Annotated in this window: 12 protein-coding genes and 1 tRNA gene; 8 read left to right on the top strand and 5 right to left on the bottom strand. The window is 70.0% G+C overall.

Annotated features, from left to right (window positions below; all coding sequences use genetic code 11):
• Positions 1 to 16 precede the first annotated feature (16 nt).
• Genes ACI2JZ_RS00160 through ACI2JZ_RS00150 form a run of 3 tightly spaced genes read left to right on the top strand, consistent with a single transcriptional unit; the run spans position 17 to position 5771 of the window.
• The gene (locus tag ACI2JZ_RS00160; protein WP_247622056.1) at positions 17 to 781 is read left to right on the top strand and encodes a hypothetical protein; all 765 of its coding nucleotides are present in this window, start codon (positions 17 to 19) and stop codon (positions 779 to 781) included.
• Positions 778 to 2316: a DNA polymerase Y family protein gene (locus ACI2JZ_RS00155; protein WP_404596165.1), complete on the top strand. Its 1539-nt coding sequence runs from the start codon at positions 778 to 780 to the stop codon at positions 2314 to 2316. The genes ACI2JZ_RS00160 and ACI2JZ_RS00155 overlap by 4 nt, the downstream gene beginning before the upstream one ends.
• Positions 2316 to 5771 (top strand): error-prone DNA polymerase, encoded by a 3456-nt coding sequence (locus ACI2JZ_RS00150; protein WP_404596164.1) that lies wholly within the window; start codon positions 2316 to 2318, stop codon positions 5769 to 5771. The genes ACI2JZ_RS00155 and ACI2JZ_RS00150 overlap by 1 nt, the downstream gene beginning before the upstream one ends.
• A gap of 27 nt (positions 5772 to 5798) precedes the next feature.
• On the opposite strand, the gene ACI2JZ_RS00145 is transcribed toward ACI2JZ_RS00150, so the two are convergent.
• Both ACI2JZ_RS00145 and ACI2JZ_RS00140 read right to left on the bottom strand, forming a co-directional pair.
• On the bottom strand, positions 5799 to 6188 hold the full coding sequence (locus ACI2JZ_RS00145; protein WP_404596163.1) for a hypothetical protein: 390 nt from the start codon (positions 6186 to 6188) through the stop codon (positions 5799 to 5801).
• Positions 6189 to 6461: 273 nt separating this feature from the next.
• The gene (locus tag ACI2JZ_RS00140; protein WP_404596162.1) at positions 6462 to 8171 is read right to left on the bottom strand and encodes a long-chain-fatty-acid--CoA ligase; all 1710 of its coding nucleotides are present in this window, start codon (positions 8169 to 8171) and stop codon (positions 6462 to 6464) included.
• 51 nt (positions 8172 to 8222) lie between these two features.
• Here ACI2JZ_RS00140 and ACI2JZ_RS00135 point away from each other — a divergent pair, with 51 nt between their 5' ends.
• Complete coding sequence (locus ACI2JZ_RS00135) at positions 8223 to 8555, top strand: hypothetical protein (protein ID WP_404596160.1); 333 nt, start codon at positions 8223 to 8225, stop codon at positions 8553 to 8555.
• On the opposite strand, the gene ACI2JZ_RS00130 is transcribed toward ACI2JZ_RS00135, so the two are convergent.
• Positions 8534 to 8610, bottom strand: a tRNA-Pro gene (locus ACI2JZ_RS00130). The genes ACI2JZ_RS00135 and ACI2JZ_RS00130 overlap by 22 nt on opposite strands.
• Before the next feature lie 107 nt (positions 8611 to 8717).
• On the opposite strand from ACI2JZ_RS00130, the gene ACI2JZ_RS00125 reads away from it, so the two are divergent.
• The 4 genes from ACI2JZ_RS00125 (at position 8718) to ACI2JZ_RS00110 (ending at position 10917) form a co-directional block, all read left to right on the top strand.
• Positions 8718 to 9302, top strand: coding sequence for a GNAT family N-acetyltransferase (locus tag ACI2JZ_RS00125; RefSeq protein WP_404596159.1), 585 nt, complete (start codon positions 8718 to 8720; stop codon positions 9300 to 9302).
• 37 nt (positions 9303 to 9339) lie between these two features.
• Positions 9340 to 9795: a hypothetical protein gene (locus tag ACI2JZ_RS00120; protein WP_404596157.1), complete on the top strand. Its 456-nt coding sequence runs from the start codon at positions 9340 to 9342 to the stop codon at positions 9793 to 9795.
• A 67-nt stretch (positions 9796 to 9862) separates the two neighbouring features.
• Positions 9863 to 10534 (top strand): lysoplasmalogenase family protein, encoded by a 672-nt coding sequence (locus ACI2JZ_RS00115; protein WP_404596156.1) that lies wholly within the window; start codon positions 9863 to 9865, stop codon positions 10532 to 10534.
• Complete coding sequence (locus tag ACI2JZ_RS00110; RefSeq protein WP_247622045.1) at positions 10531 to 10917, top strand: RNA-binding S4 domain-containing protein; 387 nt, start codon at positions 10531 to 10533, stop codon at positions 10915 to 10917. Before ACI2JZ_RS00115 ends, ACI2JZ_RS00110 begins: the two co-directional genes overlap by 4 nt.
• A 35-nt stretch (positions 10918 to 10952) precedes the next feature.
• Here the strand turns inward: ACI2JZ_RS00110 and ACI2JZ_RS00105 are convergent, their stop codons facing one another.
• Both ACI2JZ_RS00105 and der read right to left on the bottom strand, forming a co-directional pair.
• Positions 10953 to 11846 (bottom strand): NUDIX hydrolase, encoded by an 894-nt coding sequence (locus tag ACI2JZ_RS00105; protein ID WP_247622044.1) that lies wholly within the window; start codon positions 11844 to 11846, stop codon positions 10953 to 10955.
• Between the two features lie 151 nt (positions 11847 to 11997).
• On the bottom strand, positions 11998 to 13470 hold the full coding sequence (gene der, locus ACI2JZ_RS00100) for a ribosome biogenesis GTPase Der (RefSeq protein ID WP_247624674.1): 1473 nt from the start codon (positions 13468 to 13470) through the stop codon (positions 11998 to 12000).
• Between the last annotated feature and the right edge of the window lie 40 nt (positions 13471 to 13510).

Here is a 13510-nt window from a genome sequence, read left to right as displayed (position 1 = left end):
TTCGAGGATGGAAACCATGGGGATCGGGCTCGATGCGGTGACCGCGCTCTCTCCGAACAGCGATGCGCGTGCGGGAGAGGTGCTTCGTCTGCGCCGCGAGATCAGTCGGATGCAGCGTCGCCGCAGCGACCAGGCGGTGCTCCCGCTCGACCCCGCTCTCTCCTCCATCCTCCCCGACGAAGGCCTCCTCGCAGGCACCGCGTACACGCTCTCCCCCTCACCGAGCCTCGTCCTCGCTCTGTTGAGCGCGGCATCGCAGAAGGGGCACTGGTGCGCCGTCGTCGGTATGCCGACGCTCGGCGTCGAGGCGGCCGCGGGCTTCGGAATCGATCTCGACCGGCTGATCCTGGTGCCCGATCCCGGCGATCGCTGGTTCGCCGCGACCTCCGCCCTCGCCGAAGTCGTGCCGCTGATCGCCGTGCACCCCGGAACACGATTGCGCGACGCCGACGTCTCCCGCCTGAGCGCCCGGCTGCGCGATCGTGGCTCCACGTTGCTCGTCACCGGCGTCTGGCCGCAGAGCGAGGGGTCCATCCGCGTGCACGACCCGCAGTGGAACGGCCTCGGCGCGGGCTGGGGGCTGCTGTCCGACCGCACGGTGACCGTGACCGCGCAGACCCGCCGACGTCCGCTCGCTTCCAGCGTTCGCGTGCGACTGCCCGGGCGTGACGGTGCGCTCGAGTCCGTGACGACCGAGCTCGCCGCGCTCCCCTCTCTGCCTGCGCGCACGCAGAGCCCTGCGCCGGCGCCCGAGCTCCTCCGTTGGGCGGAGGCCGGATGAGCGCCCCTCTCCGCGTCCTGGTGCTGTGGTTCCCCGACTGGCCGCTGCGCGCCGCACTGGGCGACGCGCTCCCGCACCCGCCGACGGCCCTGATGCAGGCGAACATCGTCGTCGCCTGCACCGCTTCCGCCCGCGAGCACGGAGTGCGGGTCGGGCAGCGCCGTCGCGAGGCGCAGGGGCGCCTCTCCTCCCTGCGCGTGCTCCCCCACGACCCCGACCGCGACGAGCGTGCTTTCCTCCCCGTACTGCAGCTCATCGAGGAGCACGCCCCCGGCGTCACACTGCTGCGACCAGGACTCGCGGTGCTCCGCGCTCGCGGGATCTCCCGCTATCACGGCGGAGAGGAGGCTGCCGCGGCCTGGCTCGTGACGCAGCTCACCGAGGCCGGGTTCCCCGAGGTGCGCATCGGCGTCGGCGACGGCCCCTTCACCGCCGAGACCGCCGCCCGCGGGCCGCAGCGCTGCACCGTCGTGCCGCCGGGTGAGGCTCGGGAGTTCCTCGCGCCGTTCCCCGTGCAGGTGCTGCGCGACGAGCAGATCACCGGCCTCCTCCTCCGCCTCGGGGTCCGCACCCTCGGAGAGTTCGCTGCCCTCAGCCCCGTCGACGTGCGCGATCGCTTCGGCGAGCGCGGCGCCCGTCTCCGGGCGCTGGCCGCGGGCGCGGACTCGCAGCGCCTCGTGCCCCGCCCTCCCGACCCCGAACTGATGCGGAGCGTGGAGTTCGAGACCCCATTGGGTGGCGCGGATCAGGTGGCCTTCGCCGTGCGGCAGACGGCCGATGCGGTGATGCTCGCGCTGGGCGAGGCATCCGTCGTCTGCACCGAGGTGCGCATCGACCTGACCGACGACAACGGGCAGGTGTTCTCCCGACCGTGGCTGCACCCCTCGTGCTTCGACGCCTCCGACCTGGTCGACCGGGTGCGCTGGCAGCTGGAGGCGCTGGCGGCGCAGACCGCGAAGGATCCCGTCGACGAGGCACGGGCGTTCGGCGGGATCTCGGCGGTGCGGATCGTGCCGGTCGCGGTCGATGACGCCGCTCACCACCAGCCGGGGCTCTTCGGCTCCGGCACGGACGAACGCCTGCACCACGCCGTGTCTCGCGTGCAGACCATGCTGGGGCACGAGGGCGTGGTCACCGCCGCGCTCGCCGGCGGACGGTGGCTCGCCGACCGCCAGGTGCTCACTCCCTGGGGTGAGCGCGCGGTCGCTCCGCGCGACCCCGCATCCCCCTGGCCCGGGAGCCTGCCCGATCCGTTTCCCGCCGAGGTCTTCCGCCCGCCCCGTCCCCTCGGGGTCACCGGAGCCGACGGTGCCGCGATCCGCATCGATGAACGCGGCGCACTCTCCTCCGACCCCGCGTTCATCGACGGCACCGCCGTGCACGCGTGGGCAGGACCCTGGCCCGTTCACGAGCGTCGCTGGGCCTCGGGCGGAGGTAAGAAGGGGCATCGCTTCCAGGTCATCGATGACCGGGATCGCGCCTGGCTGGTGTTCTGCGCCGGTGGGCGCTGGTGGGCCGAGGGGCGGTACCGCTGATGGGCTTCCACAACCCGCCGCTGAAGTGGGGCGAGCTGGCTCGCACTCTGAGCGGCGAGCCACCGCCCGCGAGCGCCGAGCCCTCCGGGGCGCGGGCCGACCCTGGCCCGGTGAGCAGGCGACGCAAGAGTATCCCGCCGTCGTCCGTGCCGCGCCCCGATGACGCCGTGCCCTACGCAGAGTTGCACGCCCACTCCTCGTACTCGTTCCTCGACGGCGCGTCCTCCCCCGAGGCGCTCCTGATCGAGGCCGAGCGCCTCGGACTCAGCGCCCTCGCGCTCACCGACCACGACGGCTTCTACGGTGCCGCGCGCTTCGCCGAGGTCGCCGAGCTCATGGACGTTCGGCTGCAGACCGTCTTCGGAGCAGAACTGTCGCTCGATCTCCCGGCCCCGCAGCGCGGCATGCCCGATCCGGCCGGCGAGCACCTGCTCGTCCTCGCCCGCGGGATGGAGGGCTACCACCGGCTCTCCGGAGTCATCACCGCCGCGCAGCTGCGGGGCGGGGAGAAGGGGCGCCCCGTCTACGATCTCGACGAGCTCGCGGCGAGCGCCGGAGGCCACTGGACCATCCTGACCGGATGCCGCAAAGGTGCGGTGCGTCAGGGGCTCGAACGCGGTGACGCCCGGGAGCCGTTGCAGCACCTCGTCGACCTCTTCGGCCCAGAGCACGTCGCCGTCGAGCTCTTCGACCACGGAGATCCGCTCGACACCCGTCGCAACGACGTGCTCGCGGAGTTGGCGGGACGGATGCACCTCCCCGTCGTCGCGACGAACAATGTGCACTACGCCGTCCCCCAGCAGGCGCCGCTCGCCGAGGCCGTCGCCGCGGTCCGGGCGGTGCGCAGCATGGATGAGCTCGATGGATGGCTCCCCGCGCACGGGGGCGCGCATCTGCGCAGCGGCGCCGAGATGACGGCGCGCTTCCGGCGGTACCCCGGAGCCATCTCCTCGGGTCTCGAGCTGGCCGCGGCATCCGCCTTCCCCCTGCGTCTCGCCCGCCCCGCCCTTCCCCGGCAGAGGGTCCCCGAGGGGCACACCCCGATGAGCTGGCTGCGCCGACTCGTCTGGGACGCCGTGCCCTCGAAGTACCCCCGTATCGACGACGCCGGGCGGAGTCGGATCGAACGCGAACTGAACGTGATCGAGGAGAAGGATTTTCCCGGCTACTTCCTCATCGTTCACGGCATCGTCGCCGAGGCCCGTCGCCGAGGCATCCTCTGCCAGGGGCGCGGGTCGGCCGCGGCGAGCGCGGTCTGCTACCTGTTGGGGATCACCGCCGTCGACCCCATCCTGTACGGGCTGCCCTTCGAGAGGTTCCTCGCGACGACCCGTCAGGAGGAGCCCGACATCGACGTCGACTTCGACTCACGACGCCGGGAGGAGATCATCCAGTGGGTGTACGCCGAGTACGGCCGGGAGCGCGCCGCACAGGTGGCGAACGTGATCCAGTACCGGCCGAAGAACGCCGTGCGCGACATGGCCAGGGCGCTCGGGCACTCCCCCGGACAGCAGGACTCGTGGTCGCGGCAGGTCGACGGCTGGGGTGCCGGGCTGGAGCCCGCAGAAGGGCACGACATCCCCGAGAACGTTCTCGCCTACGCCGGTGAGCTGATGAAGGCGCCGCGCCACCTCGGCATCCATTCGGGCGGGATGGTGCTCACGGCACGTCCGGTCGGCGAGGTCGTTCCGGTCGAGCACGCACGCATGGAGAACAGGACCGTCATCCAATGGGACAAGGACGACGCGGCGTTCATGGGCCTGGTGAAGTTCGACCTGCTGGGTCTCGGGATGCTGGCGGCCCTGCAGCACTGCTTCGACCTGATCCACGAGGCGACGGGCGAGCTCTGGACGCTCGAAACCCTGCCCAAGGAGGAGCCCGGCGTCTACGACATGCTCTGCCGCGCCGACTCGATCGGTGTCTTCCAGGTGGAGTCCCGGGCGCAGATCGGGTTGCTGCCCCGCTTGCAACCACGGAGCTTCTACGACCTCGCGATCCAGATCGCCCTCATCCGTCCGGGCCCCATCCAGGGCGGGGCGGTGCACCCGTTCGTGCAGCGCAAGATGGCGAAGGACAGGGTCGACGAGGAGAACAGGGAACGCGCGGCCCGAGGTGAGGCGCCCGTCGACTTCCCGATCCCCTATCCGCACGCGGATCTCGAGCCGATCCTGAAGCGCACCTTGGGCATCCCGATCTTCCAGGAACAGCTGATCCAGATGGCGACCGCGGTCGGCGACTGCACGGCCGACGAGGCCGACCTGCTCCGTCGGGCGATGGGATCCAAGCGCGGCCTGGAGAAGATCGAGAAGGTGCGCGAGAAGCTCTATGCGGGCATGGCACGACGCGGACTCGATGAGGCGGCATCCGATCGCATCTACGCGCAGATCCAGGCGTTCGCGAACTTCGGCTTCGCGGAGTCGCACTCCCTGTCGTTCGCCCTCCTGGTCTACGCCAGCTCTTGGCTGAAGCTGCACTATCCCGCTGCCTTCCTCGCCGGCCTCCTGCGTTCGCAGCCCATGGGGTTCTACTCCGCGGCGACGCTGACGGCGGATGCCCGTCGGCACGGCGTGGAGGTGCGGCGCCCCGATCTGCAGGTCTCCGGGGCCACCGAGACGCTCGAACCGCTCACCGGAGCAGAGGGCCGGATGCCGACGGGCCGCGACTCCTGCCGCGTCATGCCCCAGCCACCGACGCTGCGCTTCGACCGCGATGCCCCGGACGAATCCGAGGCCCACCGTCGCGATGGCGGCTACGCCGTGCGGATGGGGCTCAGCGGGGTGCGTGGGATCGGGGTGCCGATGGCCGAGCGGATCGTCGCGGAGCGCGAGGCGCACGGCCCGTATCGCGATCTGAACGATCTCGTGCGGCGCACGGATGCCACGGCCGCGCAGCTCGAGGCGCTCGCGACCGCCGGGGCGTTCGCCTGCCTCGGTCTGGAACGCCGTGAGGCCATCTGGCTCGCGGGGGCGGCGGCCGATGACCGCTCCCGCTTCCTGCCGGGGACGAGCGTGTCGGTGCAGCCTCCCCTGTTCGCCGATCAGAGCAGCTACGAACGCCTCTCCGCCGATCTGTGGGCCACCGGGGTCTCGACCGACGACCACCCGATGCTGCACTTCCGCGCGGCGTTGGGCGAGCGCGGCGTGCTCACCTCCGCCGATCTGCGCACCCACGAGACGGGCCGCCGTGTCGAGGTCGCCGGCCTCGTCACCCACCGCCAGCGACCGGCGACTGCGGCGGGCGTGACCTTCGTGAATCTCGAAGACGAGACGGGACTCGTCAACATCATCTGCTCGGCGGGCGTCTGGAACCGCTACCGCCGGGTCGCTCGGGACTCCCCCGCACTGATCATCCGGGGAATCCTCGAACGATCCGAGGAAGGGGTCATCAATGTGCTCGCGGATGCCTTCGACGATCTGCGCACCGGCCTCTCCCACCGCTCGCGGGACTTCCGATGAGTACCCGTGTGCCGGAGGGTCGCCCACTCACCAGAAGCGCTCGGACTCCTCGACGGGCGGCGGGCGATCGGATCCGCCCCAGCGGTCGGCTTCGGCTTTGGCGGCGTCGGCTGCGGCATCCGCCTCACGCAGCGCGACCTTCGCGCCGACCGGACCCGGTCCGCGGACATCCAGACGCAGCTCCGTGCGTGAGCCGGTCGACGACACGCCGATCGTGCAATCCAGCACCCTGCCCAGCCAACGCACCTCATCGACGCCGGCAGCCTCTTCGACGAGCCGGTAGCGGATGTTCGTCTCGAGATCGCGAACGGCGATCGCGAGCGTCTCGCCACTGAGCGGATCGAGCTGCTCGGTCACCTCGACGCGGTGGCCCTGCGCGATGGCGATCTGCCCCGGAAACACGATCGATCTGTCCATGACTCCACCTTAGGAAGCATCCGCTCGAGGCGATAGGGACCCCGGAAAATCACGACTTTCAAAAAAGTTTGTCCCCCAAATGGCGGACAAGACAATTTCGGGATATTCTGATATGCGTAGCGGGGGCTACAGGGGCTGAGGACTGGGGAATCAGCCCCAAGAGAGAGCAGCGAGTTTTCATCGCCGCCTCCCCACCGTCCGGGAGGACGGTGAAGCCCTCTCGAGAAGACCTGCGTGGGGCAGACGACTCGAGAGGGCTCATCCCCCGTCGCGCTAGATCTCCTCCTGGAGCATCCGCTGACGGACGTCCTTCCGGAGAACCTTCCCGATCAGCGACCGGGGCAGATCGTCCATCGGCACGATCCGTCGCGGAACCTTGTAGGCCGCGAGGCGGGTGCGGCAGTAGTCGCGGAGCGCCTCCATCTCGATCACCGCCGAGGCGTGCAGCACGACCGCGGCCGCCACCATCTCGGCACCATCGCCGCGCGGGAGAGCCACGACCGCGGCATCCTCCACGTCCGGGTGCGACCGCAGCGCCTCCTCCACCTCGCTGGGCGAGACGTTGAAGCCTCCGGTGATGATGAGCTCTTTACGGCGATCGACCACCGTCACGAAGCCGTCCTCCGACACGGTGACGATGTCTCCGGTGCGCACCCAGCCTCCCGGCAAAAGGGTCTCGGCCGTCTCCTCCGGGCGTCCCCAATAGCCCGAGAACACCTGCGGCCCGTGGATGAGCAACTCGCCCGGATCGCCGGCTGCCACATCGGTCTGCGGATCGTCGGGATCGACCACGCGGATGGTCGTGCTCGGGAACGGGACGCCGACGGTTCCGGGACGCCGCGACGGGCCGACGGGGTTGCCGAGGGCGACGGGCGAGGTCTCGGTCATCCCGTAGCCCTCCACGAGAAGGCCGCCGGTGACCTCCTCCCAGCGTGCGACCGTCGACACGGGCAGGCTCATCGCCCCCGAGATGGCGAATCGCACGGTCGAGAGATCGAGGCCGTCGCGGGATGCCGCGCGCGTCAGACGGTCGTAGATCGGCGGCACCGCGGGCAGGAACGTGGGCGGCGACTTACGAACCGCCGTCGAGACGAGGCCGACGTCGAACGTGGGGAACAGCACGAGCTTGGCTCCGATGCCCATCGCGAACGTCAGGCAGAGCGTCATCCCGTAGGCGTGGAACAGCGGCAGCACTCCGTAGACCGTCTCCTCGCCCTCGCGGAGGCCGGGCAGCCAGGCACGACCCTGCATCGCGTTCGCGCGGAGGTTGCGATGGGTGAGCATCGCTCCCTTGGGCTCGCCGGTGGTTCCGCTGGTGTACTGCAGCAGGGCGATGTCGTCGAGTTCGGGGCCGGGTGCGCGCCGCGGCAGTGGCCGGGAGCGCTCGACGCTCTCCCACTCGCGGATGCCGCGACCGCGCGGTGCTTTGGCGGTCAGAGCCGCGCGCGCGTCGCGCGCTCGTCGGACCGGCAGACGCAGCGCCAGGCGCTGCGCGGCCGGCATCGCCCGCGTCAGATCGACGGTGAGGATGTGCGCCGGGCGCACGTCGGACGGGAACGCCGCAACGATGTCGGCGACCTTGTTCCACACGATGGCGAACGTCGCACCGTGATCCTCGAACTGATGGCGCAGCTCGCGCGGCGTGTAGAGCGGGTTGTGCTCGACGACGATCGCGCCGAGTCGCAGCGCCGCGTAGAAGGCGACGACGTGCTGAGGGCAGTTCGGGAGGACGAGAGCGACCCGGTCTCCCTTTCGCACGCCGAGGCTCCGGAGACCGGCGGCCGCGCGCCTGACCCGCTCGTCGAGATCGGCGTAGCTGGTCCGTGCGCCGAAGAACTCGAGCGCCGTGCGCTTGGCGTGCTTCTTGGCGCTCTGCCGGAGCATCTCGGGGAGGGTCTGGGTGACCTCGTCGATCTCGTGCGGAACGCCGTCGGCGTAGGCATTCAGCCAGGGCTTGGCGTCGGAAAGTGATTCGTGGTCCATCCGGTCCTCCTCGGCACGGGCGCCGTGCTGCCCAGTCTAGAAGCGGGAGGAATGGGGATCCTGAGTGAGTGTGAGTTCGAACGCCCTGCGAGCTCAGCGGACCTTCTTGAAGTCCTTGCCGCCGTCGATCCATCGTGTGTGTGCACGAAGACCGTGGAACACGCCCTGGCGGATGACGAGATAGAGCAGCAGGAGCCCGACGACGGTGCCGAGCACCCAGAGCGTGATGTACAGGACAAAGAGAAGGTTGAACTGAGTTTCGAGATCCCCAGGCCGACACTAGCGCGCCTCGACCGTCGAAAGCAGATCGAGGAGAAAGCCCCGGAGGACTGCAGATCTCTGCGGTTCTCCGGGGCTTTCTTTGGTCGGGCTGACAGGATTTGAACCTGCGACCCCTTGACCCCCAGTCAAGTGCGCTACCAAGCTGCGCCACAGCCCGTTGTTCTGCACTCTCGCGCAGGCAACTCATCTATCTTAGCCTGACGCCGAGGCCTCCGCGAACCACTGGCGTTGCGAGTGTCGGATGCCCGGCGTAGCGTGCCGCCCATGACCACGATCACGACCGAGTTGGCCACCAGCGCCCGGTGGGACGACGTGCAGCGCGCGCTGACCGGAGGCGGTGACGGCGCCAGCTGTCAGTGCATCTGGCCGATGCTGCGCAACAAGGATTGGAACGAGACGACGACGCCCGAGCGCACGACGATGCTCCGCGAGGAGATCGACGCGGGGCCGCCTCCGGGACTGATCGCCTACGTCGACGGCGAGGCCGCCGGATGGATCCGCATCGGCCCGCGAACCGTGCAGCGCCGCCTGGAGCACACCCGCGCGATCGCCGCCGCCACCGAAGAGCCGTTCGACGATGACTCGGTCTGGGCCGTGACCTGCTTCGTCGTGCGACGCGAGCACCGGGGACAGGGCCTCAACGGCGCCCTGCTGCGCGCGGCCGTCGACTATGCCCGCGAGGCGGGGGCCCGCGTGATCGAGGGGTACCCCGTCGACACCGGCGGCACGAAGCAGCACGCGAACGAACTGTTCCACGGCATGCTCACGACGTTCCTCGCCGAGGGGTTCCGCCCGCGCGGCGAGCTGAAGACCGGGCGTCCACTCGTGACACTCGACCTCTCGAAATGAACCCCGACGTACCTGCGTCGACCGATAGCGTGGAGCCATGAGCGACGAGCATCCGATCATCGACGACGCCGAGCTCGGCACCTTCACCCGCGCGACGACCGAACTCACCGACGGCACGGTGCTCACGCACGACTGGTACGGCGGATCGCTCGTCCGGGACGACTCCTCGATCGAGCTCATGCTCGAGGGGACGTCGGCGGAGGAATCCCGCGCACGACTCCCCCGCCTCCGCGCCGTCGTCGCCGACATCGACTCGATTCAGCGCCGCGCATCCGATGCGGTGGTCACGGCCTTCAGTCAGGGCGACCCCGAACCGTTCGACCTCGACGAAGCGGCATCCGACCTGGCGCTCGAAGCGATCGAGGCGTCGGCCGACGGCACGATCGTGCTCCACCTGACCGACACCTGCGGCACGCACTTCCCCGAGGGCTACTGGCCCGCCGCCCATCTCGGCGATGACGACACCATCACGCACGTCACCGTCGAGTCCTGACCTATCGAGTCCTGACCTATCGAGTCCTGACCCGTCCGCCGGCCCGCCGCGACTCTACGATGGGGGGATGCACCGACGCGTCCTCTCCCCCGCGCTGGTCTGGGCCTTCACGCCCTACGCCATCGTCTCGGTCGTGCACGTCATCCTTCTGGCCATCGACAGCCCGGCGGCGGGACCGACGAAGATCCTGCTGATGCCGCTACTGGCCGTCCCGCTGATCGTCTTCGCGCGGCGGATCGGATCCCCGCAGGCCACGTGGCTCCTGGCTGCGGCGCTCGTCTTCTCGTGGCTGGGCGACAGCGCGGGCGCCTTCTTCCCCGCGCTTCCCGAGCTGCCGCTGATGCTCGGCTTCTTCGGTCTTGCTCACCTGGCCTACATCGCGCTCTTCCTTCGGCTCCTTGCCCAGAGGCCGCTGCCGCGGTGGACGCTGGTCTACGCCGTCTGGTGGATCGCGATGCTGACGATTCTCGGACCGCACACCGACGGACTCCTCCTCGCTCTGGCGATCTACGGCCTCGTCCTCGCGGGGACCGCGGCCAGCTCGGCACGCAGCACCTCGACAATCGCGGTCGGCGGCGCCTTCTTCCTCGCGAGCGACACGGTCCTCGCCTTCCGCCTCTTCCTCCCCGAGGTCGTCTCCCCCTGGGGCAGCCCCGTCGTGATGCTGACCTACACGCTCGGGCAGGGCCTCCTCATCGCCGGCGCGATCGCCGCTCTCACCCGCAGGAGCACTCCATGAGCACCACCGCACGTGTCGACAGCTGGCTCTGGGCGGTACGCGTCTACAAGACCCGCTCCGCTGCGACCACGGCATGCCGCGCGGGGCATGTGCGCGTCAACGGCGACAAGGTCAAGGCGGCGCAGGCTCTCAAGATCGGCGATGAAGTGCGCATCCGCATCGCCGGATTCGACCGCATCCTCTTCGTGCGGCAACTCCTCGTCAAGCGCGTCGGAGCACCCCTCGCCGCCGTCGCCTACGACGACCGAACCCCCGAGCGCGAGCCCCAGGCGGCGCTCGGCCTCCGCGACCGTGGGGCCGGACGCCCCACCAAACGCGAACGCCGGGAGATCGATCGCCTGCACGCGCGGTCCGAGCGCGGATCGGACGATTTCCTCCGCTGACGTCCGCTCCGGGAACACCGCAGCGGCGGACTCGTTCAGAGCCGCTCGAGCAGCCATCCCGCCGAGCGCACCTGCGCCGGCTCGGTCCGCCGGATGCGGTCGGCGAGCTCGCGGTCGCTCGTGACCCCGAAGACGTTCGCTCCGGAACCGACGCGCTTCTCGACCTCGGCGACGATGGCGTCGTCACCGGCGGCATCCGCGCGCACGATCGAGACTCCGTGCGGATGCGCGTCGAGCGCCCGCGCCTGGCCCTCGACCACGAGCGACACCTCCGGGAACCACTCGGTTCCGCCGATGCCCAGCTCGGGCGCTGCGATTGCGACGCCGTCCAGCCGCCCGGCAAGTCGCTCGGCGGCGCCAGCACGATCCTTCCACCAACCGTCGGGAACCGACCCGACCACGTTGGCCGCATCGACGACGAGGGCCACGCGCTCTTCGAGAAGGCGGCGCAGCTCCGGCCAGGCGCGGGCGAAGCCGGGATGCAGCGGCCGGGACTCCACGTCGTCGATGGCCACCCACTCGAGCGCGACGCTCTCCGGGTCGCTGATCACAGGCTCGAAGGGTGTCTGCACATCGGCGACCACGGTCGTGTACGACCAGATCTCGAGATCGAGCACGCTGGTGAACCTCGGGCGGACGGCGCCCTCGGGCACTCCCGCTTCTTCCCGTGCCTCGCGCAACGCGCCGACGATCGAGCTCTCGCCCTCGTGCAGCGCGCCGCCCGGCAGGCCCCAGGTGCCGCCGAAATGGCTCCAGGCGACGCGGTGCTGCAGCAGCACCCCGCGTTCGGCATCCACGGCCAGCAGCCCGGCAGCGCCGAAACGCCCCCAGTACCGCTCCCCCGAGTCGGCGACGACCCAGGCATCCCCGGGGTCGCGCGGCCCCTCCGGGCGGCGCGGCTCATCGAAAGCAGGGGGAACGATCGTCACCCCTCCACCCTGTCACAGCCGCCGCGTCCGGGCATCGAATCGGTCACAGAGAGAAAACAGCGCTCGCCCGACGGAGCCCGCCGCAGAAGCCCCTGACATGCGAAAGCGGGCGCACCCGGGAGGGAATGCGCCCGCTTCACGAGAACGAGGATCAGCGCTGGCGCTTCTCGCGCACACGCATGTTGATGACGATCGGCGTTCCCTCGAAGGAGTACAGCTCACGCAGGCGGCGCTGGATGAAGCGGCGGTAGCCCGGGTCGAGGAATCCCGTCGTGAACAGCACGAACGTCGGCGGACGCGTCGACGCCTGCGTCCCGAAGAGGATGCGCGGCTGCTTGCCACCGCGCAACGGGTGCGGGTGCTCGGCCACGAGCTCGGCGAGGAAGGCGTTGAACTTACCGGTGGGGATTCGGCGATCCCAGTTCTCCAGCGACGTCTCGAGCGCGGGCACGAGCTTGTCGAGGTGACGGCCGGTCTTCGCCGAGATGTTCACGCGCGGAGCCCAGGCGACGTGCGCGAGGTCCTGCTCGATCTCGCGCTCGAGGTAACGACGACGATCGGCGTTCTCGAGGTCGTCGTCATTGAGACGGTCCCACTTGTTGAACGCCAGCACGAGCGCGCGGCCCGACTCGAGCACGAGGTCGATGATGCGCACGTCCTGCTCGCTGATCGTCTCCGAGACGTCGAGCACGACCACGGCGACCTCGGCCTTCTCGAGAGCGGCCGAAGTACGAAGCGACGCATAGAAGTCGGCACCCTGCGCCATGTGCACTCGACGACGGATGCCGGCGGTGTCGACCAGCGTCCACAGCTTTCCGCCCAGCTCGACGATCTCGTCGACCGGGTCGCGGGTGGTGCCGGCGAGGTCGTTGACCACGACGCGCTCCTCGCCCGCGGCCTTGTTGAGCAGCGACGACTTGCCGACGTTCGGACGGCCGAGGATCGCGACACGACGCGGTCCGCCGATCTCGGCCTTCGCGACGGCGGAGACCTCCGGCAGCTTCTTGAGCACCTCGTCGAGCAGATCCGCGACGCCACGTCCATGGATGGCCGAGACCGGGTGCGGCTCGCCGAGACCGAGGTTCCAGAGGGCTGCGGCCTCGGGCTCCTGGCGCGCGTCGTCGATCTTGTTGGCGACGAGGAAGACCGGCTTGCCGCTCTTGCGCAGCAGCTTCACGACGTGCTCATCGGTCGAGGTGGCACCGACCATCGCGTCGACGACGAACAGCACGACGTCGGACAGATCGATCGCGACCTCGGCCTGCGCGGCGACGGAGCGATCGATGCCGCGGGCATCCGGCTCCCACCCACCGGTGTCGACGAGGGTGAAGCGGCGATCCGCCCACTCCGCCTTGTAGGTGACGCGGTCGCGGGTGACGCCGGGGGTGTCCTCGACGACGGCCTCGCGGCGGCCGAGGATGCGGTTCACGAGCTGCGACTTGCCGACGTTCGGGCGCCCGACGATCGCGACGACGGGCAGCGCGGGCAGGAACTGGATCCCGTCCTCGCCCAGCTCGACACCGGCGAGGAGTGCGGCATCCTCGTCGTCGAGCTCGTAGTCGGCGAGGCCGGCGCGCAGCGTCTCGGCGCGCTGTTCGGCGAGGTGCTCGTCGAGCTCCTCCATCTTCTCGGCGAGACGGTCAGGGCCGCCTTCGTATTCTTCG

The sequence above is a fragment of the Microbacterium sp. NPDC087868 genome (genome assembly GCF_044900755.1).
Classification (GTDB): Bacteria; Actinomycetota; Actinomycetes; order Actinomycetales; family Microbacteriaceae; genus Microbacterium; species Microbacterium galbinum.
Note: the sequence above shows the minus strand (reverse complement) of the source record. Positions and strands in the feature narration are given on the sequence as shown.

What these genes read in the sequence shown, in the direction of transcription:
- ACI2JZ_RS00160 (WP_247622056.1), top strand. Translation starts at nt 17, where the DNA reads ATGGGGATCGGGCTCGATGCGGTGACCGCGCTCTCTCCGAACAGCGAT.
- ACI2JZ_RS00155 (WP_404596165.1), top strand. Translation starts at nt 778, where the DNA reads ATGAGCGCCCCTCTCCGCGTCCTGGTGCTGTGGTTCCCCGACTGGCCG.
- ACI2JZ_RS00150 (WP_404596164.1), top strand. Translation starts at nt 2,316, where the DNA reads ATGGGCTTCCACAACCCGCCGCTGAAGTGGGGCGAGCTGGCTCGCACT.
- ACI2JZ_RS00145 (WP_404596163.1), bottom strand. Translation starts at nt 6,188, where the DNA reads ATGGACAGATCGATCGTGTTTCCGGGGCAGATCGCCATCGCGCAGGGC.
- ACI2JZ_RS00140 (WP_404596162.1), bottom strand. Translation starts at nt 8,171, where the DNA reads ATGGACCACGAATCACTTTCCGACGCCAAGCCCTGGCTGAATGCCTAC.
- ACI2JZ_RS00135 (WP_404596160.1), top strand. Translation starts at nt 8,223, where the DNA reads ATGGGGATCCTGAGTGAGTGTGAGTTCGAACGCCCTGCGAGCTCAGCG.
- ACI2JZ_RS00125 (WP_404596159.1), top strand. Translation starts at nt 8,718, where the DNA reads ATGACCACGATCACGACCGAGTTGGCCACCAGCGCCCGGTGGGACGAC.
- ACI2JZ_RS00120 (WP_404596157.1), top strand. Translation starts at nt 9,340, where the DNA reads ATGAGCGACGAGCATCCGATCATCGACGACGCCGAGCTCGGCACCTTC.
- ACI2JZ_RS00115 (WP_404596156.1), top strand. Translation starts at nt 9,863, where the DNA reads ATGCACCGACGCGTCCTCTCCCCCGCGCTGGTCTGGGCCTTCACGCCC.
- ACI2JZ_RS00110 (WP_247622045.1), top strand. Translation starts at nt 10,531, where the DNA reads ATGAGCACCACCGCACGTGTCGACAGCTGGCTCTGGGCGGTACGCGTC.
- der (WP_247624674.1), bottom strand. Translation starts at nt 13,470, where the DNA reads ATGGAGGAGCTCGACGAGCACCTCGCCGAACAGCGCGCCGAGACGCTG.